The sequence below is a fragment of the Catellatospora chokoriensis genome, assembly GCF_011297315.1.
In the GTDB taxonomy this organism is placed as follows: Bacteria; Actinomycetota; Actinomycetes; order Mycobacteriales; family Micromonosporaceae; genus Catellatospora; species Catellatospora citrea.
Genome location: NZ_JAAOTI010000042.1, coordinates 16,775 through 37,698, shown reverse-complemented (window position 1 = coordinate 37,698; position 20,924 = coordinate 16,775). Strand labels below are relative to the sequence as shown.

General features: G+C 71.2%; 20 protein-coding genes. 11 read left to right on the top strand and 9 right to left on the bottom strand.

All coding sequences use genetic code 11. The annotated features are described in order from the left end of the window. Positions 1 to 53 precede the first annotated feature (53 nt). The 3 genes from mmsB to chvE all read right to left on the bottom strand — a co-directional run bounded on the left by mmsB (position 54) and on the right by chvE (position 4,055). Positions 54 to 1,328 carry a multiple monosaccharide ABC transporter permease gene (mmsB, locus tag HAV39_RS38935; RefSeq protein WP_120315076.1) on the bottom strand — a complete coding sequence of 425 codons (1,275 nt, stop codon included), beginning with the start codon at positions 1,326 to 1,328 and terminating at the stop codon, positions 54 to 56. Positions 1,329 to 1,332: 4 nt separating this feature from the next. Next, the gene (gene mmsA / locus HAV39_RS38930; protein WP_191844119.1) at positions 1,333 to 2,862 is read right to left on the bottom strand and encodes a multiple monosaccharide ABC transporter ATP-binding protein; all 1,530 of its coding nucleotides are present in this window, start codon (positions 2,860 to 2,862) and stop codon (positions 1,333 to 1,335) included. A 68-nt stretch (positions 2,863 to 2,930) separates the two neighbouring features. Continuing rightward, positions 2,931 to 4,055, bottom strand: a complete 1,125-nt coding sequence (chvE, locus tag HAV39_RS38925; RefSeq protein WP_191844118.1) for a multiple monosaccharide ABC transporter substrate-binding protein — start codon at positions 4,053 to 4,055, stop codon at positions 2,931 to 2,933. A gap of 314 nt (positions 4,056 to 4,369) precedes the next feature. On the opposite strand from chvE, the gene HAV39_RS38920 reads away from it, so the two are divergent. Continuing rightward, entirely contained in the window at positions 4,370 to 5,998 is a 1,629-nt protein-coding gene (locus HAV39_RS38920; RefSeq protein ID WP_191844117.1) for an MFS transporter, read from the top strand. 93 nt (positions 5,999 to 6,091) lie between these two features. On the opposite strand, the gene HAV39_RS38915 is transcribed toward HAV39_RS38920, so the two are convergent. Continuing rightward, complete coding sequence (locus HAV39_RS38915) at positions 6,092 to 6,994, bottom strand: LysR family transcriptional regulator (RefSeq protein WP_191844116.1); 903 nt, start codon at positions 6,992 to 6,994, stop codon at positions 6,092 to 6,094. An 84-nt stretch (positions 6,995 to 7,078) separates the two neighbouring features. Between HAV39_RS38915 and HAV39_RS38910 the strand changes: the two genes are divergently transcribed. Further along, positions 7,079 to 8,404 (top strand): aspartate aminotransferase family protein, encoded by a 1,326-nt coding sequence (locus HAV39_RS38910; protein WP_191844115.1) that lies wholly within the window; start codon positions 7,079 to 7,081, stop codon positions 8,402 to 8,404. 52 nt (positions 8,405 to 8,456) lie between these two features. Here HAV39_RS38910 and HAV39_RS38905 read toward each other — a convergent pair whose 3' ends face one another. Beyond that, positions 8,457 to 9,359 (bottom strand): cysteine peptidase family C39 domain-containing protein, encoded by a 903-nt coding sequence (locus HAV39_RS38905; RefSeq protein ID WP_239120880.1) that lies wholly within the window; start codon positions 9,357 to 9,359, stop codon positions 8,457 to 8,459. Positions 9,360 to 9,391: 32 nt separating this feature from the next. Next, positions 9,392 to 10,192 (bottom strand): MerR family transcriptional regulator, encoded by an 801-nt coding sequence (locus HAV39_RS38900; protein WP_191844113.1) that lies wholly within the window; start codon positions 10,190 to 10,192, stop codon positions 9,392 to 9,394. Between the two features lie 112 nt (positions 10,193 to 10,304). On the opposite strand from HAV39_RS38900, the gene HAV39_RS38895 reads away from it, so the two are divergent. The 4 genes from HAV39_RS38895 to HAV39_RS38880 are packed head-to-tail and all read left to right on the top strand — an operon-like array spanning position 10,305 to position 14,174. After that, a complete protein-coding gene (locus tag HAV39_RS38895; protein ID WP_191844112.1) occupies positions 10,305 to 11,564 on the top strand; it encodes a flavin-dependent oxidoreductase in 1,260 nt (419 codons plus the stop codon). Beyond that, entirely contained in the window at positions 11,561 to 12,043 is a 483-nt protein-coding gene (locus HAV39_RS38890) for a MarR family winged helix-turn-helix transcriptional regulator (protein WP_191844111.1), read from the top strand. The genes HAV39_RS38895 and HAV39_RS38890 overlap by 4 nt, the downstream gene beginning before the upstream one ends. Further along, positions 12,040 to 13,716: a CocE/NonD family hydrolase gene (locus tag HAV39_RS38885; protein ID WP_191844110.1), complete on the top strand. Its 1,677-nt coding sequence runs from the start codon at positions 12,040 to 12,042 to the stop codon at positions 13,714 to 13,716. Before HAV39_RS38890 ends, HAV39_RS38885 begins: the two co-directional genes overlap by 4 nt. After that, entirely contained in the window at positions 13,713 to 14,174 is a 462-nt protein-coding gene (locus tag HAV39_RS38880; protein WP_191844109.1) for a DUF3237 domain-containing protein, read from the top strand. Before HAV39_RS38885 ends, HAV39_RS38880 begins: the two co-directional genes overlap by 4 nt. 35 nt (positions 14,175 to 14,209) lie before the next feature. Here HAV39_RS38880 and HAV39_RS38875 read toward each other — a convergent pair whose 3' ends face one another. Together HAV39_RS38875 and HAV39_RS38870 are read right to left on the bottom strand one after the other, a co-directional pair. Then, complete coding sequence (locus HAV39_RS38875; RefSeq protein ID WP_191844108.1) at positions 14,210 to 15,436, bottom strand: RNA polymerase sigma factor; 1,227 nt, start codon at positions 15,434 to 15,436, stop codon at positions 14,210 to 14,212. A gap of 43 nt (positions 15,437 to 15,479) precedes the next feature. After that, the gene (locus tag HAV39_RS38870) at positions 15,480 to 15,851 is read right to left on the bottom strand and encodes a YciI family protein (protein ID WP_191844107.1); all 372 of its coding nucleotides are present in this window, start codon (positions 15,849 to 15,851) and stop codon (positions 15,480 to 15,482) included. 163 nt (positions 15,852 to 16,014) lie between these two features. On the opposite strand from HAV39_RS38870, the gene HAV39_RS38865 reads away from it, so the two are divergent. From HAV39_RS38865 to HAV39_RS38855, 3 genes are all read left to right on the top strand, one after another. Continuing rightward, complete coding sequence (locus tag HAV39_RS38865; RefSeq protein WP_191844106.1) at positions 16,015 to 16,479, top strand: hypothetical protein; 465 nt, start codon at positions 16,015 to 16,017, stop codon at positions 16,477 to 16,479. Then, positions 16,476 to 16,763 (top strand): winged helix-turn-helix domain-containing protein, encoded by a 288-nt coding sequence (locus HAV39_RS38860; protein WP_191844105.1) that lies wholly within the window; start codon positions 16,476 to 16,478, stop codon positions 16,761 to 16,763. Before HAV39_RS38865 ends, HAV39_RS38860 begins: the two co-directional genes overlap by 4 nt. 183 nt (positions 16,764 to 16,946) lie before the next feature. Beyond that, positions 16,947 to 17,555: a hypothetical protein gene (locus HAV39_RS38855; RefSeq protein WP_191844104.1), complete on the top strand. Its 609-nt coding sequence runs from the start codon at positions 16,947 to 16,949 to the stop codon at positions 17,553 to 17,555. A 190-nt stretch (positions 17,556 to 17,745) separates the two neighbouring features. Here HAV39_RS38855 and HAV39_RS38850 read toward each other — a convergent pair whose 3' ends face one another. Next, a complete protein-coding gene (locus HAV39_RS38850) occupies positions 17,746 to 18,150 on the bottom strand; it encodes a hypothetical protein (protein WP_191844103.1) in 405 nt (134 codons plus the stop codon). 261 nt (positions 18,151 to 18,411) lie between these two features. On the opposite strand from HAV39_RS38850, the gene poxB reads away from it, so the two are divergent. Beyond that, a complete protein-coding gene (gene poxB / locus HAV39_RS38845) occupies positions 18,412 to 20,148 on the top strand; it encodes a ubiquinone-dependent pyruvate dehydrogenase (protein ID WP_191844102.1) in 1,737 nt (578 codons plus the stop codon). 156 nt (positions 20,149 to 20,304) lie between these two features. After that, positions 20,305 to 20,898, top strand: coding sequence for a hypothetical protein (locus HAV39_RS38840; protein ID WP_191844101.1), 594 nt, complete (start codon positions 20,305 to 20,307; stop codon positions 20,896 to 20,898). Positions 20,899 to 20,924 lie beyond the last annotated feature (26 nt).

Below are 20,924 nucleotides of genomic sequence, written 5' to 3'. Positions count from 1 at the left end.
GCCATCCTGCGGCCGGGGCCGCCGCCGTGCGGCGGCAGCCCCGTCTCCCGGTCTCAGCGGGCGGTGCCGGCGCGGCGTTTGGCGAAGACGTCGAACGCGACGGCGGCCAGCAGCACCAGGCCCTTGAACAGCATCACCCGCTCGCTCGGCGCGCTCATCAGGGACATGCCGTTGTTGATGACGCCCATGATGAGCCCGCCGGTGATCGCGCCGACCACCCGGCCGACACCGCCCTGCACGGCCGCGCCGCCGATGAACGCGGCGGCGATGGCGTCGAGTTCGAAGCTGTTTCCGGCGGTCGGCCCGGCCTGGTTGAGCCGCCCGGCGAAGACGATGCCCGCGATCGACGCGAGCACGCCCATGTTGACGAACAGCCAGAACGTGACCGACTTGACCTTGATGCCGGACAGGGTGGCCGCGTTGAGGTTGCCGCCGATGGCGTAGATGTGGCGGCCGAACACGACCCGGTCGGTGAGCAGGGAGTACGCCAGGACCAGCGCCGCCAGCAGCACCAGCACCCACGGCAGGTTCTTGAACCGGGCGAGCTGCACGATGACGGTCATCACGACGATGGCGGCGACGGCGAGCTTGGTGACGAACAGCGCGGTCGGTTCGACGCTCTGGCCGTAGCGCACGCGGCCGGCCCGGGCGCGCCACTGCGTGATCACGATTCCGGCGACGAACGCGACGCCGAGCAGCAGGGTGAACAGGTCGGCGCCGTCGAGCGGCCCGAGGCCGATGTTGCCCAGGTAGGTCGGCATGAAGCCGTTGGCGATCGTGCGGACCTCGTCGGGGAACGGGCCGATGCCCTGGTTGCCCAGCACGGCGAGGGTCAGCGCCCGGAACACGAGCATGCCGGCCAGGGTCACGATGAACGCGGGGATGCCGAAGTACGCGACCCAGTAGCCCTGCCAGGCGCCGATCAGGCCGCCGCAGATCAGCGTGATGAGGATCGCCAGCGGCCAGGGCACGTCGTTGTTGACCATGAGTACTGCCGAGATCGCGCCGGTGACGGCGACGACCGAACCTGCGGACAGGTCGATGTGCCCGGCGATGATGATCAGGATCATGCCGATGGCGAGGATCAGGATGTAGGAGTTCTGCACCACCAGGTTGGAGATGTTCTGCGGCGCGAGCAGGTCTCCGTCGGTGAGGAACGCGAACAGCGCGATGATCAGCGCGAACGCGATGTAGATGCCGTTCTGGCGCAGGTTGGCCGAGAAGAGCCGACCGCCGAATCGGTCCGGTGCCTGGGACGCCGCGAGGTCGCTCGCGGTCGCCGCCGGCACTGCGGTGGCCGGGCCGGTCGTGGGGCCGACACTGGTCATGGGGTTACTGCTCCTTCACCTTGGTCATGAACTGCATGAGCCGCTCCGGGGTGGCCTGCTCGCGGGTGACCTGGCCGGTGATCCGGCCGGCGGACATCGCGTAGATGCGGTCGCAGACCCCCAGCAGCTCAGGCAGTTCGGAGGAGATGACCAGCACGGCTTTGCCCTGGTCGGCCATGTGGTTGATGATCGAGTAGATCTCGTACTTGGCGCCCACGTCGATGCCGCGGGTGGGTTCGTCGAGGATGAGCACGTCTGCGTCGGTGAACAGCCACTTCGACAGCACGACCTTCTGCTGGTTGCCGCCGCTGAGCTTGCCGGTGACCGCCGAGACGTTCGGGGCCTTGATGTTCATACCGAGCCGGTAACCGTCGGCGACGCGGTACTCCTCGTTGTCGTGGATCCAGCCGCGGGTGGCCAGCTTGTTCAGCCCCGCTGCGGACACGTTGCGCTTGATGTCCTCGATCAGGTTGAGGCCGTAGCGTTTGCGGTCCTCGGTGGCGTACGCGATGCCGTGGCGGATCGCGTCGCCGACGGTCCTCAGGCGGATCTCGCGGCCGTCTTTGAAGATCCGGCCGGAGATGCCGATGCCGTAGCTGCGGCCGAAGACGCTCATGGCGAGCTCGGTGCGCCCGGCGCCCATCAGCCCGGCCAGGCCCACGATCTCGCCGCGGCGCAGGCTGAGGTTCGCCCCGGAGACCACGACCCGGCCGTGCTGGGTGGGGCTGTGCACGGTCCAGTCCTCGATGCGCAGCACCTCCTCGCCGATGCTCGGCTCGTGTTCGGGGAAGCGGTGCTCCAGGTCGCGGCCGACCATGCCGGCGATGATGCGGTCCTCGGTGACGTCGGCGGCCATGTCGAGGGTCTCGATGGTCCGGCCGTCGCGCAGGATCGTGGTCGTGTCGGCGATCGCCCGGATCTCGTTGAGCTTGTGCGAGATGATGACGCAGGTGATGCCCTGGTCGCGCAGGCCGCGGAGCAGGTCGAGCAGGTGCCCGGAGTCCTCGTCGTTGAGCGCCGCGGTCGGCTCGTCGAGGATGAGCAGGCGCACCCGTTTGGACAGCGCCTTGGCGATCTCGACCAGTTGCTGCTTGCCGACGCCGAGGTCCATCGCGGGCGTGGTCGGGTTCTCGTGCAACCCCACGCGCCGCATCAGTTCGGCGGCTTCCGCGTTGGTGCGGTTCCAGTTCACGACGCCGCCCGGGGCGCGCTCGTTGCCGAGGAAGATGTTCTCCGCGATCGACAGGTTCGGGCACAGCGCCAGCTCCTGGTGGATGATCACGATCCCGAGGCGTTCGCTGTCGCGGATGCCGGAGAACCGGCAGGGCTCGCCGTCCAGGGTGATCTCACCGCTGTAGTCGCCATGCGGGTGTACGCCCGACAGGACCTTCATCAGGGTGGACTTGCCGGCGCCGTTCTCGCCGCAGATCGCGTGGATCTCGCCGCGGCGGACCGTGAGGTTGACGTCGTTGAGGGCGGTGACCCCCGGGAACGTCTTGGTGATGTGACGCATCTGCAGGATCACGTCGGTCAAGGTCGTCCTCCTCCGGTTGACGGGGCGCCGGCCCGGCCGGGGTGACCGGCCGGGCTGGCGCGGCGGTGCTACTTCAGCTGGTCCGCGGTGTAGTAGCCGGTGTCGATCAGCGTCGCCTTGTAGTTGTCCTTGTAGACGATGATCGGCTCGAGCAGGTACGACGGGACGACCTTCTTGCCGTTGTCGTAGTCCTTGGTGTTGTTGACCTCCGGCTTGCCGCCCTTGAGCACGGCGTCGGCCATCTTCACGGTGACCTTCGCCAGCTCCCGGGTGTCCTTGTAGATCGTGGCGTACTGCTCGCTCGCGATGATCGACTTGACCGAGGCGACCTCGGCGTCCTGCCCGGTCACCACCGGGTAGGGCTGGTTGGCGGTGCCGTAGCCGCTGGTCTTGAGCGCGGAGAGGATGCCGATGGACAGACCGTCGTAGGGCGACAGCACGCCCTGCACCTTGTCGCCCTTGGCGTAGGTCTTGGTGAGCAGGTCTTCCATGCGCTTCTGCGCGGTCTCGGGGTTCCAGCGCAGGATCGCGACGGTCTTGAACTCGGTCTCCTTGCTCTTGACGACCAGCGTGCCCTTGTCCAGGTACGGCTTGAGGGTGTCCATCGCGCCGTTGAAGAAGAAGGTCGCATTGTTGTCGTCGGGCGAGCCGGCGAACAGCTCGATGTTGAACGGGCCCTTGGCGGTGCCGTCGGAGCCGTCCGCCTTCTTCAGGCCCAGGCCGACCAGCAGGGAGGTCGCCTGCTGCACGCCGACCTTGTAGTTGTCGAACGTGGCGTAGTAGTCGACGTTGGGCGAGTTGCGGATCAGGCGGTCGTAGGCGATGACCGGGATCTTCTTGTCGGCCGCCTGCTGCAGCTGCGTGGTGATCGCCGTGCCGTCGATCGAGGCGATGATCAGCAGCTTCGCGCCCTTGGTGATCTGGTTCTCGATCTGGTTGACCTGCGTCGGGATGTCGTTCTCGGCGTACTGCAGGTCGACCTTGTAGCCCAGCGCCTCGAGCTGGGACTTGACGTTGTCGCCGTCGTGGATCCACCGCTCGGAGGACTTGGTCGGCATCGTCACGCCGACCAGCGCGCCCTGCGTGCCGCCGGCCTGCTCCTGGTCAGTGGTCTTGGTGCTCGAACCGCAGGCGGCGAGGCTCGTGGCCACGATCAGGCCGAGCGCGGCGGCGGCCAGTCTTGGGATCTTCATGTCGCTCCTTCTCCCGACGGGAACGGCCCGCCGCGCCAGGTCAGGCGGCAGGCTGTGAGCGCTCACAAACTTTTTCGGTAACCCGCGACTTTCGCAGATTACGGGCTTGTGAACGCTCACATAATTCGACGATTGCGAGCCAAGGTCAATGGACGCCAGGTCACGGTTGGATTACGGCCGAGGTACGTGGAGGCACGCATCACGACGGGTTTTCGTGAGGCGTCGACCGCGTCCGGAACCGGGCCCGACAAGGGGCATATAGGATGAACACTCGTCAAATCGGCCCGGCAGGACCGAGCGCGGAGGAGCGGGTCATGGCCCCGACATCACCCGATCGCCAGGTCGCGACCGGGACCGTACTGCTCACCCTGGCGTGCGGCCAGTTCCTGATGACACTCGACAGCTCGGTCATGAACGTGTCGATCGCGACGGTCGCCGAGGACGTGGGCACCACCGTCACCGGCATCCAGACCGCGATCACCATGTACACCCTGGTCATGGCGGCGCTGATGATCACCGGCGGGAAGATCGGCCAGATCGTCAGCTACAAGCGCGCCTTCGCGATCGGCTGCGTGATCTACGGAGCCGGATCGCTGACCACCGCCCTGGCCCCCAACCTCACCGTGCTGCTCCTCGGCTGGTCGCTGCTGGAAGGCGTGGGCGCCGCGCTCATCCTGCCCGCCATCGTGGCGCTGGTCGCGTCCAACTTCGACCGCACCCAACGCCCCCGCGCGTACGGCCTGGTCGCCGCGTTCGGCGCGATCGCCGTCGCGGTCGGACCGCTGATCGGCGGGCTGCTCACCACGTACGCCTCCTGGCGGTGGGTCTTCGCCGGCGAGGTCGTCGTGGTCCTGGGCATCCTGCTGCTGACCCGCCGGATGCGCGACCTGCCACCCGACCGCGCCACCCGGCTGGACATCGGCGGCACCGTCCTGTCCGGCCTGGGCCTGGTGTTGATCGTCTTCGGCATCCTGCGCGGCGGCACCTGGGGCTTCGTCAACCCCAAACCCGGCGGGCCGGCGTGGCTCGGTCTGTCCCCGGTGTTCTGGCTGGTCATCGCGGGCGGGCTGGTGCTGCGCTGGTTCCTGTCCCGCGAGCGCGCCCGCCTGCGCCGGGGACAGCCGGTGCTGCTGGACCCCACCCTGCTCGGCAACCGGCTGCTCCGCGGCGGCCTCACCTCGTTCCTGTTCCAGTACCTGCTCCAGGCGGGCCTGTTCTTCACCGTCCCGCTCTACCTGTCGGTGGCCCTCGGCCTGTCCGCGATCGAGACCGGGCTGCGCATCCTTCCCCTGTCGGTGACGCTGCTGCTCGCCGCCGTGGGCGTGCCCAAGTTCCTGCCGAACGTGTCCCCCCGGCGGGTGGTGCAGGTCGGTTTCGCGGCCCTGTTCGCCGGCATCGTCGCGCTCGCCGCCGCGCTGGAGGTCGGCGCCGGTCCGGCGATCGTCACCGGGCCGCTGCTGCTGGCCGGGCTCGGCGTCGGCGCACTGGCGTCCCAGCTGGGCAGCGTCACCGTGTCGGCGGTGCCCGACGAGCGCAGCGCCGAGGTCGGCGGCCTGCAGAACACCGTGACCAACCTGGGCGCCTCCATCGGCACCGCGCTGGCCGGCGCGGTGCTCATCTCCGGGCTGACCACGTCGTTCCTGACCGGCGTCCAGGCCAATCCGGCCATCCCCGCCGACGTGTCCGCACAGGCCCAGGTGCAGCTGGCGGCAGGCATCCCGTTCCTGTCCAACGAGCAGCTGGCCGCGGCGCTCGCCGACGCCGGCGTGGCCCCGTCCACCGCGGCCGCGGCCGTGGCGCAGAACGAGCAGTCCCGGCTCGACGGCCTGCGCGCGGCGCTGGGCCTGCTGGCGCTGATCGCGCTCGCCGCGCTCTTCCTCACTCGCGGCATTCCCGTCCGCCAGCCGGGCACACCCGACCCGACTCGCCCGCCGCCAGCTTGAACACGGCCGCCGATCATGGGCGGGCAGGCGGGCGATCCTGGGCGGGCGAGTCGAACGATCGCGGGCGGGCCGGGCGGGCGACCGCGGACGGTCTCACGCGTGGAGCGACGCCGACAGGTCGCGCAGCTCGTCCAGCACGATGCGGGCGGCCGCGGTCGGTGCCGACCGGCCGCGCACGGCCGCGTACACCTGGCGGGTCAGTGGTTCCCGCAGCGCGCGGGTCGCCACCCGGTATCTGCCGTCCACCGCCAGCTCGGGCAGCAGTGACACGGACAGCCCTGCTTCGACGTGCGCCAGCAACAGGTCGTAGCTGCTGAAACGACCGGCCACGACCGGCTCGAAGCCGGCCTGCCGGCAGCTGCTCGACACCAGGCGCGACAGGTACGTCCCGGGCAGGTCCACCGACCAGGCCGCCGCGGCGAAGTCGGCCAGGTCCACGGGCGCGTCCGGCCCGGCCTGGTCCTGCGACGTCACCAGCACGATGGCGTCGGCGAGCAGCGGGACGGTGTGCACGTCGGGGTCGAGGGGCGCCGATCCGTCGCTGAAGTCCGCGGTCACGATGACGTCGCAGTCGCCGCGGCGCAGCGCCGGCCGGCTGTCCTGCGGGTCGAGCTCGCTGACCTCCAGCTCGATGCGGGGGTGCGTGCGCCGCAGCCGGGCGGCGAGCGGGATGACCAGCGTCCGGACGGCGCTGGAGAACGCGGCCAGGCGCACCGGACCCGCCGGCTGTCCGGACAGGTCGCGCAGGTCTGCCTCGGCGGCCTTGACCTGGTCGAGGATGACCCGGGCGTGCCGCGCCAGGGTGCGGCCGGCGGCCGTGAGCCGCACCCGGCGGCCGACCCGCTGCAGGAGCTCGGCGCGGGTCTCCGCCTCCAGCACCGCGAGCTGCGCCGACACCGCAGACGGGCTCAGGTGCAGCGCCGCGGCGACGGCCCGCACCGTGCCGAGGCTGTCCAGGAGATGAAGCATCTCCAGGCGGGAGGTGTTCAGCCGCATCGGACCTCCTTGTGCGCAGATGACGCACAGGCTAGCCGGACATCGGCGCTTTTCGCGCACAGCGGCGGTCCATATCGTGAGGACATGACGCTGACGAGCGAACAGGCGACCACTGAGCAGTTCTGGTCCGACGCGGAGCGCCACCTGGTGCGATACGGCGGGCCGTTCACCCCCGAGATCATCGAGCGGGCGGCCGGGAGCTTCGTGTACACCGCCGACGGCCGGCGGATCCTCGACTTCACCTCAGGCCAGATGAGCGCCATCCTCGGCCACTGCCATCCGGCGATCGTGGCCACGGTGCAGCAGCAGGTCGCGAGCCTGGACCACCTGTTCAGCGGCATGCTGTCGCGCCCGGTGGTGGACCTCGCGCGCCGGCTCGCCGAGTCGCTGCCCGCGCCGCTGGACAAAGTGCTGCTGCTGACGACCGGGGCCGAGTCGAACGAGGCGGCCATCCGCATGGCCAAGCTCGTCACCGGCAAGCACGAGATCGTCGCGTTCGCCCGGTCGTGGCACGGCATGACCGGTGCCGCAGCCGCGGCGACGTACAGTGCCGGCCACCAGGGCTACGGGCCGACGGCACCGGGCAACTTCGCGATCCCGACGCCGAACCCGTACCGTCCCGACTTCACCACCGCCGACGGAGAGTTCGACTGGCGGCGGCAACTCGACCACGGCTTCGCGATGATCGACGCCCAGTCGTCGGGCAGCCTCGCGGCCTGCATCGTCGAGCCGATCCTCAGCTCCGGCGGCGTCATCGAACCGCCGCCGGGCTACTTCGCCGCGCTGGCCGCCAAGTGCCGCGAGCGCGGCATGCTGCTGATCGTCGACGAGGCGCAGACCGGGCTGTGCCGCACCGGCGACTGGTACGCGTTCCAGCGCGACGGCATCGTGCCCGACATCCTCACCCTGTCCAAGACCCTCGGCGCCGGGCTGCCGCTGGCCGCCGTGATCACCAGCGCCGAGATCGAGCAGCGGGCCCACGAGCGCGGTTACCTGTTCTACACCACGCACGTGTCGGACCCGCTCGTCGCCGCCGTCGGCAACACCGTGCTCGACGTCCTGCAGTCCGAGCAGCTGGAGGTGCGGGCCCGGGAACTGGGCGCGTTCCTGCGCGACGGCCTGCTGCAGCTCCAGCAGCGGCACGAGGTCGTCGGGGACGTGCGCGGGCGCGGGCTGATGCAGGGCCTCGAACTCGTCGTCGACCGGAAGACCAAGCAGGGCGCGGACGCGCTGGGCGCGCAGGTCACCCGCCGCTGCCTGGAGCTCGGCCTGCACCTGAACGTGGTCCAGCTGGCCGGCATGGGCGGCACGTTCCGCATCGCGCCGCCGCTGACCGCGACCCGCGACGAGCTGGCCCTCGGTCTGGAAATCCTCGACCAGGCCCTCGGCGACACCACGAAGGCGGCCTGACCGCGCCGCCCGCGGGCACGGCGGGCGGACCACCCGGTCCGCCCGCCCCCGGTCATTCGAGAGCCGCGCGCAGCAGGTCGTAGGTGGGGGCGAGCCGCCGCAGAGCGGCCGCCGCGGCCGGGAAGTCCTTGGCCACGATCGGGCGCTGCAGCGACCCGACGAGCCGGGCCTGCTCCGCGGCGATCCCGGCGGCCTTGTCGTATCCGGCCAGCAGCAGGCAGTCGGCGGTGTCGCTGAGCCGGCGGGCGCCGACCCGGATCGCGAAGTACATGAGGTGCTCGCGCAGCCCGTCCCCGGCACCCGCCTCGACCAGCTCGGCGACCCGCTCGGCGGCGGCACCGTTGCCGAGGCTGCCGGGCGGCATCTCCACGTCGGTGCGCAGCGACAGCCAGCCGAGCGCGGCCGGGATGACCGACCGGATCGCGTCGGCGTCGCTGACCTCGGCGACCTGCACGAAGTCGGTGCGCATCGTGTACGGGTCGCCGTAGCTGATCGTCTCGGCCCGCCACGCCGTCATGAAGTCCTCGACCGGCACCTCGGCGTACGGATACCCGTGCGGATCGTGCACCAGCACCCGCTCGTCGTCGACGTCCAGCGCGACCACGAAGTGATCGGCCCCGATCGGACCCGTCATCTCGGGCTGGTGGCGCAGGTGTCCCATCTCGACGGGGCCGACCCACACCGGCCCCCGCCGCACGGCAGCCGTGAGGCGGGCCAGCGCCGCGTCGGCGTCGCCGCCCTTGCCGACCGTCGAGGTCCAGCCGATCGCCGACAGCGCCTGGTCGAAGCCCTGCTCGGGATCCCACCCGTAGGCGTCGAAGAACACCAGCTTGCCGCCGATGAGCTGCATGCCGAACGGGCCGCCGGTGGCGACCTCGATGACCGCGGTCGACGGCGACCGCGCGCCGAGCAGCATGGCGAACGAGTTGCTGTAGCAGTAGGGGCCGCTGCCCACGTAGGGAAGGTGACGCACGGGAAGCCTCTCGCTCAGTGGACGGTGACCGGGTACGCGACGTCGAAGCGCGTGCCGGTGCCGGGACAGATCTCGTAGGGGTGGCCGGTGCAGACGACGCCGGGGCGGGCGTCGGTCCATGCCTCGATCGCGTCGTAGACGCGGAGGACCAGGGGCAGGTCCTCGTAGCCGGGCGGCACAGGCAGGTACACCGCGGTGTGCGCCGGCACCAGCCGGATGTGCAGGTCACCGACCGGTTCGACGCTGCCGGCGCAGGCGACCGCCACCTCGACGTGCCCGTCACTGTCCGGGGTGATCAGATCCTCGAAGAACGTGTACCGGCGGCCGTCGGCCGGCAGGCCCGAGGCCCGCAGGTGAGCGCGGACGTCCCGGTCGGCCGCGGCGGTGAAGCCGAGTAGCGCGGTGGAGTCGATCCGGTGCCGGCGGCCGAGGACCTTCACCGCGGGCACCTCCCGCACCGCCACCGCGTCGGCGAGCCCGGTGTCGGCAGAGGAGCCCTGCACGGCCTCCACCACCGCGGCCCGGTCGTCGAGCAGGCTGCGCTGGGCGTGCAGCCAGCCGCGTAGTTCCAGCGCCCGGTCCTGCGGGCTCAGGTCGGCCAGCACGGCGATCCGGGCCAGCGGCAGGCCCAGGCGGCGCAGCCGGGCGACCAGGCGGGCGCGGGGCAGCTGATCCGGGGTGTAGTAGCGGTATCCGGTGGCCGGGTCCACCCACGCGGGCGGGAGCAGGCCCTGCTCGGCGTACAGGCGCAGCGCTTTCGGCGACAGCCGCGCCGCCGCCCCGAACTCTCCCGCCAGCAGGTGATCCCGTGTCACCCGGCCAGTCTGCGGCGTGCCCTTGGGGCGAGGTCAAGCGGCGGCGCCCTTGACATCGCATTAGCTTTGTTCCAAAACTATGTGGGCCACTCGCGGACCGACGGGAGTCAGCATGACGATCGTGATCATCGGTGCGGGCATCGGCGGGCTCACCGCCGCGCTGAGCCTGCGCCAGGCCGGATTCCGCGACATCCGCGTGTTCGACCGCGTCGCCGAGCTGCGCCCGCTCGGCGTCGGCATCAACCTGCTCCCCCACGCCGTCCGCGAGCTGAGCGAGCTGGGGCTCGGCGAACGCGTCGCGGAACTCGGCACGGCCCCCGGCACCCTGGCCTACTTCAACCGGTTCGGCCAGCCGATCTGGCGCGAGCCGCGTGGACTGGACGCCGGCTACCGCTGGCCGCAGCTGTCGGTGTACCGCGGACGCCTCCAACTCGCCCTGCTCGACGCGGTCCGCGAGCGCCTCGGCGCGGACACCGTCCGGCCCGGACACCGGCTCACCGCGGTCGAGCACGGCCCGCACACCGACCTCGCGATCTTCGACACGGCCGACGGCGAGGTCCGCGTCGAGGCCGGACTCGTCATCGGGGCCGACGGCATCCACTCCGCGCTGCGCCGCCAGCACCACCCCGACGAGGGCGACCCCGTCTGGAACGGGCTGACCCTGTGGCGGGGCACCGCCACGGTCCCCGCCTACCTCGACGGACGCACCATGATCATGGCGGGGGACGGCGCGCAGAAGTTCGTCGCCTACCCGGTCGGCGCACCCGACGCCGCCGGACACGTGCCCGTCAACTTCATCGCCGAGCGCCGCACCGGCGGCATGGCCGGCGCGACCGCCGACTGGAACCGCGCCGTCGACCCCGCCCCGGTGCTCGACCTGTTCCGCGACTGGCGCTTCGACTGGCTCGACGTGCCCGCCGTCATCGCGGCCGCCGACGAGATCCTCGAATACCCGATGGTCGACCGCGACCCGATCGACCGGTGGACCCACGGGCACTCGACCCTGCTCGGCGACGCCGCCCACCCCATGTACCCCAACGGCTCCAACGGAGCCTCCCAGGCGATCCTCGACGCGCGCACGCTCGCCTACCACCTCGCCACCGCGCCCACGACCGAGCAGGCGCTCGCCGCGTACGAGGCGGACCGCCGCCCCGCCACCACCACGCTCGTGCTGAGCAACCGCCGCCAGGGGCCTGAGCAGGTCATGGTCCTCGCCCACGAACGGGCACCCGGCGGCTTCGACGACATCCACGACGTCATCTCCGCGGACGAGCTCACCGAGATCGCCACCGGCTACAAGCGGGCCGCCGGATTCCATCCCGACGCCCTCAACACCCGCCCCTCGCTGACCCCGCCGGACCCGGCGCGATGAGCACCCTGGACCCGGCACACCTGGCAGCGGTCATCTCACCGCTGCGGCGCACGCTGCTGGCCGCGGCACGCGCCGCCGAGGACCTGCCCGAGATCCCCGACGCGCAGATCGAGATCATCCGGGCCCTGCCCGCGGGCACCGCCACGACACCCGGCGAACTCGCCACCCGCCTGGGCATGAGCCGCCCGACGGTCAGCAACCTGCTGCGCACCATGGAGACCGCCGGCCTCATCGCCCGCAGCCAGCGCACCGACGACCGCCGCCACGTCACCGTCGCCGCCTCCGCCAAGGCGCTCGACCTGTTCGACCGCTTCGACCGCGCCAGCGCAAGGCTGATCGCGACCGCCGCGGCCACCCTGCCCGCCGGCGACCGTGCCGCGCTCGCCGCCGCGGTGCCGGCACTCGAACGGCTCCGCGCCGCGCTCGCCGCGCAGCGCCGGCACCCGTCCGCCTCCCCCACCCCCGAGGACGCGCCATGACCACGTTCAGCCAGCGGCTCTCCCGATGGATGCAAGCCCGGATGATCAAAGGGGTCGTGCCAGGCCCCTACGACATCACGGTCCGCAAGGACCTGCGGGTGCCCATGGACGACGGCACCGAGCTGCTCGCCGACCTGATCACCCCCGTCGGCGAGGTCCGGCCGGCCCTGCCGACCGTCGTCATGCGCGGACCGTACGGCCGCCGCAGCACCGACACCCAGGCCCGCGCGCTCGCCCGCGAGGGATTCACCGTGCTGGCGCAGCGCTGCCGCGGCACCTGGGGCTCGGGCGGCGTGTTCCACCCGCAGCTCGACGAGCAGCGCGACGGCATCGCGACGCACCGCTGGGTGCGGCGGCAGCCGTGGTTCACCGGCTCGGTCGCCACCTACGGCCCCAGCTACCTCGGCTACACCCAGTGGGCGGTGGCCGGACGGATGCAGCGCGACGACCCCGCCAACGCCCCCGACGCGCTCTGCCTCATCACGACGATGCCCGACTTCGGCGCCATCACCTGGGACAACGGTGCGTTCTCGCTGCGCAACGCGCTCGGCTGGACGCAGATGATGGACCGCATGGCCAAGCGGCGCCTCCTCCCGCTGGTCCTGGCCATGCTGCGGCCCGACCCCAAGCTGACCAAGGCGTTCGGCGTGCTCCCGCTGAGCGCGGGCGACACCGTCGCGTCCGACGGCCCGGTCGGCTGGTACCAGGACTGGGTCGCCCGCGAGCGGCTCACCGACGAGTACTGGACGCAGCAGTCGCACACGGCCTCCGTGCCCGACGTCACCGCGCCCGTCTACATGATCACCGGCTGGTACGACATCTTCCTGCCGTGGCAGCTGCGCAACCACGCCCAGCTCGCCGCCGCCGGACGGCCGCCCCGCCTGACCATCGGCCCCTGGGGGCACGTCTCCGCCGGACTGGGCGGCCCGGCGCTGTCGGAGTCCGTCGCGTTCCTCAAGGAGCACCTCGCGAACGGGCCGAACACCCGGTTCGCACCGGTGCGCGCCTTCCTCACCGGTGCGGAGCAGTGGCACGACCTGCCCGCATGGCCGCCACCCGGCGCCACCGCGCAGCCCTGGCACCTGCACGGATCAGGCCTGCTCAGCCAGGCCGCCCCCGACGGCGGCGTCACCCGCTACACCTACGACCCCGACGACCCCACCCCCGCCGTCGGCGGCCCGAGCCTGCAACCGGACTCCGGCCCGCTCGACAACGCCGCCCACGAGCGCCGCGACGACGTCACCGTGTTCCGCACCGACCCGCTGGACGCCGCGACCGTGCTGGCCGGAGAGCCCGTGGCCCGCATCCGGTTCCGCTCCTCACAGCCCAGCGCGGACCTGTTCGTACGCATCTGCGACGTGCACCCCGACGGCCGCGCCATGACCGTCTGCGACGGCATCCGCCGCATCGGCGGCATCGCCGCGACCGGCCCCGAGCCCGACGACGAGGGCTTCCGCGAGGTCGAGGTGCGGCTGTGGCCGACGTTCCACCGCTTCGCGGCGGGCCACCGCATCGGTGTGCAGATCAGCTCCGGAGCCCATCCGCGGTATGCCCGCAACCCCGGCACCGGCGAACCCGCCGCGACCGCGGCGACCACCCGGCGGTCCGAGCAGGAGATCTCCCACGCCACGGCCCGCGCCTCGCGGATCGACCTGCCGGTGTGGCAGCCGTGACCGCGCCGACACCGGCACTCGAGCCCGCGTTCGAGGTGGAAGTCCAGCTCGGACCGCTGGAGGAGCACGGGGTGACCCGGGCCGGGCACCGCCGCGTCGTGCCGATCGTCGGCGGGTGGGTCCACGGGCTGTTCGACGCGGAGATCCTGCCCGGCGGCGCGGACTGGCAGCTGGTGCGCGCCGACGGAGCCATCGAGATCGACACCCGCTACTCGGCCCGCACGGCCGACGGCGAGCACGTCTACCTGCGCACGTTCGGCGTCCGCAGCGGCCCGCCCGAGGTCCTCGGCGCGCTGCTGCGCGGCGAGCCGGTCGACCCGTCCGAGTACTACTTCCGCATCGGCGTCCGCCTGGAGACCTCCGCGCCCCGCCTCGCCCTGCTGGAGCAGTCGGTGTTCGTGGCCTCCGCGATCCGCGAGGCCGACCGCGTCCGCTACACCGCCTACCGGGTCACCTGACCTGCTGGTCCACGGCCGGTCCGTGCCTTCGCCGGTCAGTCACTCGGGCCGCTCAGCGCCGCCGCCTTGCGCAGCAGCACGGAGCGTTCGCGCTGGTTGGCGCACAGCCGGGCGGCCAGCTCCAGCTCGGCGCGCGCCTCCGATCGCCGCCCGAGCCGGGCCAGCAGCTCGCCGCGTACGGTCGGCACCAGGTGCGAACCGGGGAGCCGGTTCGACGCGATCAGCGCGTCCACGATGGCCAGCGCCTGCGCCGGGCCCGAGGCCATCGCCACGGCGACCGCCCGGTTGAGCTCGACCACCGGCGAGGGCGCGATCCGGTCGAGCGCCTCGTAGAGCACCACGATCCGGTCCCAGTCGGTCGCCTCGACGGTCGGCGCCGAGGCGTGGGCGGCGGCGATCGCGGCCTGCAGGCCGTAGGGGCCGAGCCCGCGCGTCGACGCCCTGGTCAGCGCGTCCAGCCCCCGGCGGATCGCCGAGAAGTCCCACCGCCGCCGGTCCTGGTCGGCGAGCAGGACCGGCGAACCGTCCGGGCCGGTCCGGGCAGGGAAGCGCGCGGCCGTCAGCTCGCACAAAGCGAGCAGGCCGTGCACCTCCGGCTCGTCCGGCTGCAGCGCGGCCAGCGTGCGTGCCAGCCGGACCGCCTCGTACGCGACGTCGGTGCGCAGCAGCCGGTCGCCCGACGTGGCCGTCGACCCCTCGGTGAAGATCACGTAAATGACGCTGAGCACGCCGCCCAGCCGCTCCCGGCGCTCGCCGGCCGGCGGCAGCGCGAACGGCACCCCGGCCGCCGCGATCGTCTTCTTGGCCCGGGTGATGCGGGCCTGCACGGTCGGCACGGGCACCAGGAACGCGCGGGCGATCTGTTCGCTGGACAGGCCCGCGACCACGCGCAGGGTCAGCGCCACCCGGGCCTCCGGGGAGAGCACCGGGTGGCAGCTGACGAACATCAGCGCCAGGACGCCGTCGTCGATCCGGTCGGGGTCGATGTCGTCGTCGACCGCCGAGTCGGCCGCCAGCAGGGCATACCGGTCCCGCAGGGCGGCCCGGCGGCGGATCGCGTCGATCGCCCGCCGCCGGGCCGTGGCCATCAGCCAGCCGGCCGGATTCGCGGGAGCAGCCGACGGCCATGACACGAGCGCCTCGGTCACCGCCTCCTGGGCCGCGTCCTCGGCCAGCCCGAAATCGCCGGTGAACCGGGTCAGCGCGGCGACGATCCGGGCCGACTCGATCCGCCAGACGGCCTCGACATCGGCCGCGCCCATCAGGTCCGGCCGTCGCGCTCGGGTCCGGGCCGGTTCTCGACGATCACTGGTCGACCTGCGGGACCTCGTCGCTTTCGGGCACGCGCCGGACCTCGACCTTGGCGCCGCGGGGCGCCGGGACCCGCTTGGCCCACTCGACCGCCTCCTCTTTCGAGGCGACATCGAGCAGGAAGAAGCCCCCGAACAGTTCCTTGGTCTCCCCGTACGGCCCGTCCGTGACCACCGGGGCCTCGCCGCTGAAGTCGACCACGACGCCCTTGCCCGGATCGTCGAGCCCCTCGGCCGCGACGTAGACGCCCGCCTTGAACAGGTCCTCGATGAACTGGCGGGACCTGGCGATCATCTCGTCGATGTCGGCCATCATGGCCGCGTTCGACTCGTCGGTGCCCCGCATGATCAGCATGTACTTCGACAACGCAATCTCCTTGTCCGGCGGGCCGCCTCTCGGCTCTCGCACCCTCACGTCGAACGAGCGGCCCGCGGATCGACACGGCCCGGGAGAAGTGTCCCGCCATGCCCCGACCAGGCGTCAACTTTCCACTTGCACAAGTGGAAAGTATTCGCATATGGTTTCCATCATGGAAAGTATTGAGGTCGCGGAGCAGCTCAAAGCGGCCGAGCGCGGCGCCGCCGCCCCCTACGTCGACTACCCGCCCACCCCGTGGTGGCATGCCCCGTCCGTCGGAGCGTGGGTCGCCGCCATGATCGGCACGTTCACGTGGTGGCGCGAGAACGCCGGCCTGTTCGTGGGATCGCTGGTCGCGCTGATCGCCGTCGAGATCCTGTTCGTCACCTGGATGCGCCGTCGGCACGGCGCGCTGCCCATGCCGGGCAGGGGCACGCCGCCCATCGAGATCGCCGGAGTCTGGCGCGGATACGCGGCAGCACTGCCCGTGATCGCGCTACTCGTCGCGGCCGCCTGGCTGCTCGGCGGCATCCCGGCCGCCGCAATCGCCGGATTCGTCCTCGTGACCGCCGGCCTGGCCGTCTACGAACGCCGCTACTCCGTGGCCGCCGCCAGGACCCGGGCCCGCCTGCAATGATCGACGACCTCGATCCGGTCATCCACGTGCCCAAACGCCTGGCGGCCATGGCCGTCCTGGCCAACGCTCCGTCGGTGTCCTTCCGGTTCCTCAAGGACCATCTGCAGCTCAGCGAGTCCGACCTGTCTAAACAGATGTCCACACTGGAGGCGGCTGGCTACGTCAGTTCAGTGAAGGACGGTCACGGCCGCGGGAGCAGCACGACCTACCGGATAACAAAGGCCGGGCAACAGGCATACGACAGCCACTGTGCGGCGTTGCGAGCGCTGATCGGCGGTGCCTGACCACGGTGTCCACCGGTCCCGGAGTGCCGCGAGTCCCTCCGTCGCGCCCGAACGCTCGACATGCTCAGCGGCCACGGCCATCTTTGTCGTACAGGCGATCTCGGGTGTCGGGGCGGTAGCCGCCGCACGACAAGGTCAGTCTTTTCACGACAGCGTGTATGGTTCAATGCCCGAGTGACTCGAATGGCCGTGGAGACGCGGACGCCGCTGCTGATGCTAACCGCCGACCTGGGCGAATTGCCTGGACTTGACGAAACAGCCGCCTACCTCAGCGCATTCAACACAGTCGGAGCCCAGGCGATAGAGACCGCCGCAGGTGGCCGTGTCGTCTTTGTGCCTCGGTCGGGGCGAGGCCTGGCTCGGTCGGCTCAGCTACGGGTCGTCCGCCTCCGCATGGAGAGCCCCCTTGAAGCGATCGTCACCGCTGCATCCGGCAGTCTTGGTCCCCTGGCATACATCGCTGGAGGCTGGCTGATCGTCGAGCGGGTGGTCAGGTTGATCATGGAATGGCAAAACCACCGTGCCGCACTCGGAAAGTCACTCGACGTTGGGGGCATAGATCCGGCCACCCCCGGTGCGCTTATGGTTCCGATGCAGTTCGCCACGTCCGACAGAACCGAGGACGTGCCCGATGACGCTGATTACCCGGAGCAGTTTGAAGGCGCAGATGGCGAGACCCCGATCAGCCTCCTCAGATCGACAAGAAATTCCCTGACGAGCACCGGGATTTCGAGCGCCGTGCGCACTCTCGCAAGCAGACGGGTCATCAGGGTCGAAATTCTAGATGACTGATGCCGATGAAGTTGCTGATGGATCGCTGCGCCGCTCAGGTGCGCCAAGGAAGGCTCGACCCCAACCCAACGGCACTGTCCCAGCGTAACCTCGGCGGCCGCCACACGGGACGTCCGCCGACGCGGCTGTGTCGAGCCTCGTCGGCGAACGTCCCGTCGTCGGCACGGCTGGCAGGACACGTGTGACGGAGTTATTCGCCCTTCGGGTCCGGGCAGCTGATCTGGACCGTCACGGTGCCGGTCTGCCCGTTCGCGGTGACCGTGATGACGGCCTGGCCGGACCAGGTCGGGTGGGTGTCGGCCCAGGCGTTGTGAAGGTAGCCCAGACCGTTGCCGCTGCCGTCGGTGGTGAAGGTGTCGTCGTGGTCGAAGCCGCGCGCGGTTTCCGCGGTGTACACGGTGTTGGGCAGGCCGCCGGTCACCGCGACGTACACCTGCGCACCGAGGTCGTTGCAGCCGTCGAGCGTGCTGGTCAGCCGGCCGACCGACGTCTGCGCGGTGTCGGCGAGGGCGACCTCGTGGGCGAGGAGCGTCGTGGCGAGCGCGAAGCCGGCGATGCCGAGCGCCCGGAACGCGTTGATCCGAAGGGTGGACACGTTGACCCCGTTTCGTGACGGTTCCGGCGGCGTGTCCGCCGAGACCTCCGACCACAGTAGACAGTCGGCACGCCCCATGGGGGACACGCACCGGCGCGGGCCGTCCACCCACGGCCGCCCGCCGGCTCGGGGTGCACCGTAAGCGGGTTCAGCTGACCAGCCGAATCATGCACGAACCGCGCCGCGCCGGGCGATAATGGTGCGGAACCCCCGTCGAACATGGACCGCACCACGTCCATGCGCACGATGGGAGGGCAGACGATGGCACGCACGGTGGCAGATCTGATGGTCGCGACGCTCAAGGCGTCGGGCGTGCGCCGGATGTACGGGGTGCCCGGCGACTCGCTCAACGGCCTCACCGACGCGCTGCGCCGCGACGGCGGCATCACCTGGCAGCACGTTCGCCATGAGGAGGCCGCGGCGTTCGCCGCCGCGGGCGAGGCCGCGGTGACCGGCGAGCTGGCGGTCTGCGCGGGCAGCTGCGGGCCCGGCAACCTGCACCTGATCAACGGCCTGTTCGACGCCAACCGCAGCCGCGTGCCCGTGCTGGCGATCGCCGCGCAGATCCCCCGCGACGAGATCGGCTCCGGTTACTTCCAGGAGACCCACCCGCAGGACCTGTTCCGCGAGTGCTCCGTGTACACCGAACTCGTGAGCATCCCGAGCCAGCTGCCGTGGGTCCTGCAGATCGCGATGCGCACGGCGCTGGCGCGCGGCGGGGTCGCCGTCGTCGTGGTGCCCGGGGAGGTGTTCCTCGCCGACGCGCCGGCCGACGCCAAACCGATGGCGATCCGCCCCGTGACGCCGCTGGTCCGGCCCGCCGATGCCGCGCTCGACGCAGCGGCCGCGGTCCTGAACGCCGCCGAGCGGGTCACCATCCTCGCCGGGGCGGGCTGCGCGGGCGCCCACGACCGGCTGCTCGCGATCGCCGGAGCGCTGCAGGCCCCGGTCGTGCACGCGTTCCGCGGCAAGGAGTTCGTCGAGTACGACAACCCGTACGACGTGGGCATGACCGGGCTGATCGGTTTCAGCTCGGGCTACCGGGCGATGGAGCACTGCGACGCGCTGCTCATGCTCGGCACCGACTTCCCCTACCGCCAGTTCTATCCCGAGGGCGTGCCGGTGGTGCAGGTCGACGTGCGGGGCGAGCAGATCGGCCGCCGGGTGCCCGTCGACGTGCCACTCGTCGGCACGGTCCGCGACACCGTCGACGCGCTGCTGCCCAGGCTCACCGCCAAGACCGACTCGGCGCACCTGGACCGGATGACCGCCCACTACCGGCGCGCCCGCAGCAGGCTCGACAGCCTCGCGAAGTCCGCCGCCGACGAGTCACCGCTGCACCCGCAGCACGTCACCGCCGTCATCGACCGGCTCGCCGCCGACGACACCGTCTTCACCGCCGACGTCGGCACGCCGTGTATCTGGGCGGCCCGCTACCTGCACATGAACGGGCGGCGGCGGCTCATCGGCTCCTTCAACCACGGGTCCATGGCCAACGCCCTGCCGCAGGCCATCGGCGCGCAGGCCGAGCACCCCGACCGCCAGGTCGTGTCGCTGTCCGGCGACGGCGGGCTGGCAATGCTGCTCGGCGAGCTGATCACGCTGCACCAGATGCGGTTGCCGGTGAAGGTCGTCGTGTTCAACAACGGCTCGCTGTCGTTCGTGGAACTGGAGATGAAGGCCGCCGGCTTCGTCACCTTCGCCACCGACCTGGACAACCCCGACTTCGCCGCGATGGCCGAGGCCGCTGGGCTGTTCGGGGCCCGCGTGGACAAGGCAGGCGACCTGGAGGACGCGCTCCGGGCGGCCTTCGCACACCCCGGCGCGGCGCTGGTGGACGTGCGCACCGCCCGGCACGAGCTGTCCCTGCCGCCCAAGCTCACCTTCGGCCAGATCAAGGGCTTCACGCTGTACGCCACCAGGACCATCCTGTCCGGCCGCGGCTCGGAGATCGTCGAACTGGCCAGGACGAACCTGCGTGACCTCGACGCCGAATGACCGGCGGCACCCGGCCGCTGAACAGCGGGACAACCTGACCACAACCGCGTCACAACCCCGGTCGCGTTCGCTGTGCGCAGCGGCCGGGACCACCGGCCCGTTCCCGGCACAGCAGCCGTGCGGTCCAGCGGACCCGCGGCGGAACGGAGTCCCCCCATGCAGACCCCATCCCTCCTCCGCAGGATCGGCGTGCTCGGCGCGCTGACCGGCGTCGCGCTCGCGGCGGGCCTCACCGCCGCCAGCCCGGCGCAGGCCGCCACCACGCTGAAGGTCGCCACGGTCATCTGCAACGTGGAGACCGACGAGGTCGGTGACGACAGCCCGTACTTCCTCGTCTTCGCCGCCAGCACGACCAACCCGGGGGCGACGGCCTTCGGCAAGTGGGGCCCCGGCGGCTGGGACGACGAGATCGCCAGCGGAGAGTCGTACAGCCCGAACGCCTCGATCGTCAGCGGGGTGGGTAGCAGCACCTGGCGGCTCATCTCGCTGATGGTGGAAGAGGACTTCGACAACGATCTCACCGCCGGCGAGATCGCCTGGATCGGCACCAACATGCACAACCAGTACCAGGTCTCGTTCTGGAAGCCGGCCTCGACGATGATCTCCGAGATGCGCGCCACGCTGCGCAACACCACGGCCACGTACCTGTCCAACGACGACATGGTCGCCACGGCCAGCAGCACCATCGGCAGCTACGCGAGCTACGTCGGCGACGGCGGCTACTACCAGGTCCGGTACACCCTGCCCTGATCCGTGCACCGTGCCGGTGGTGGCCC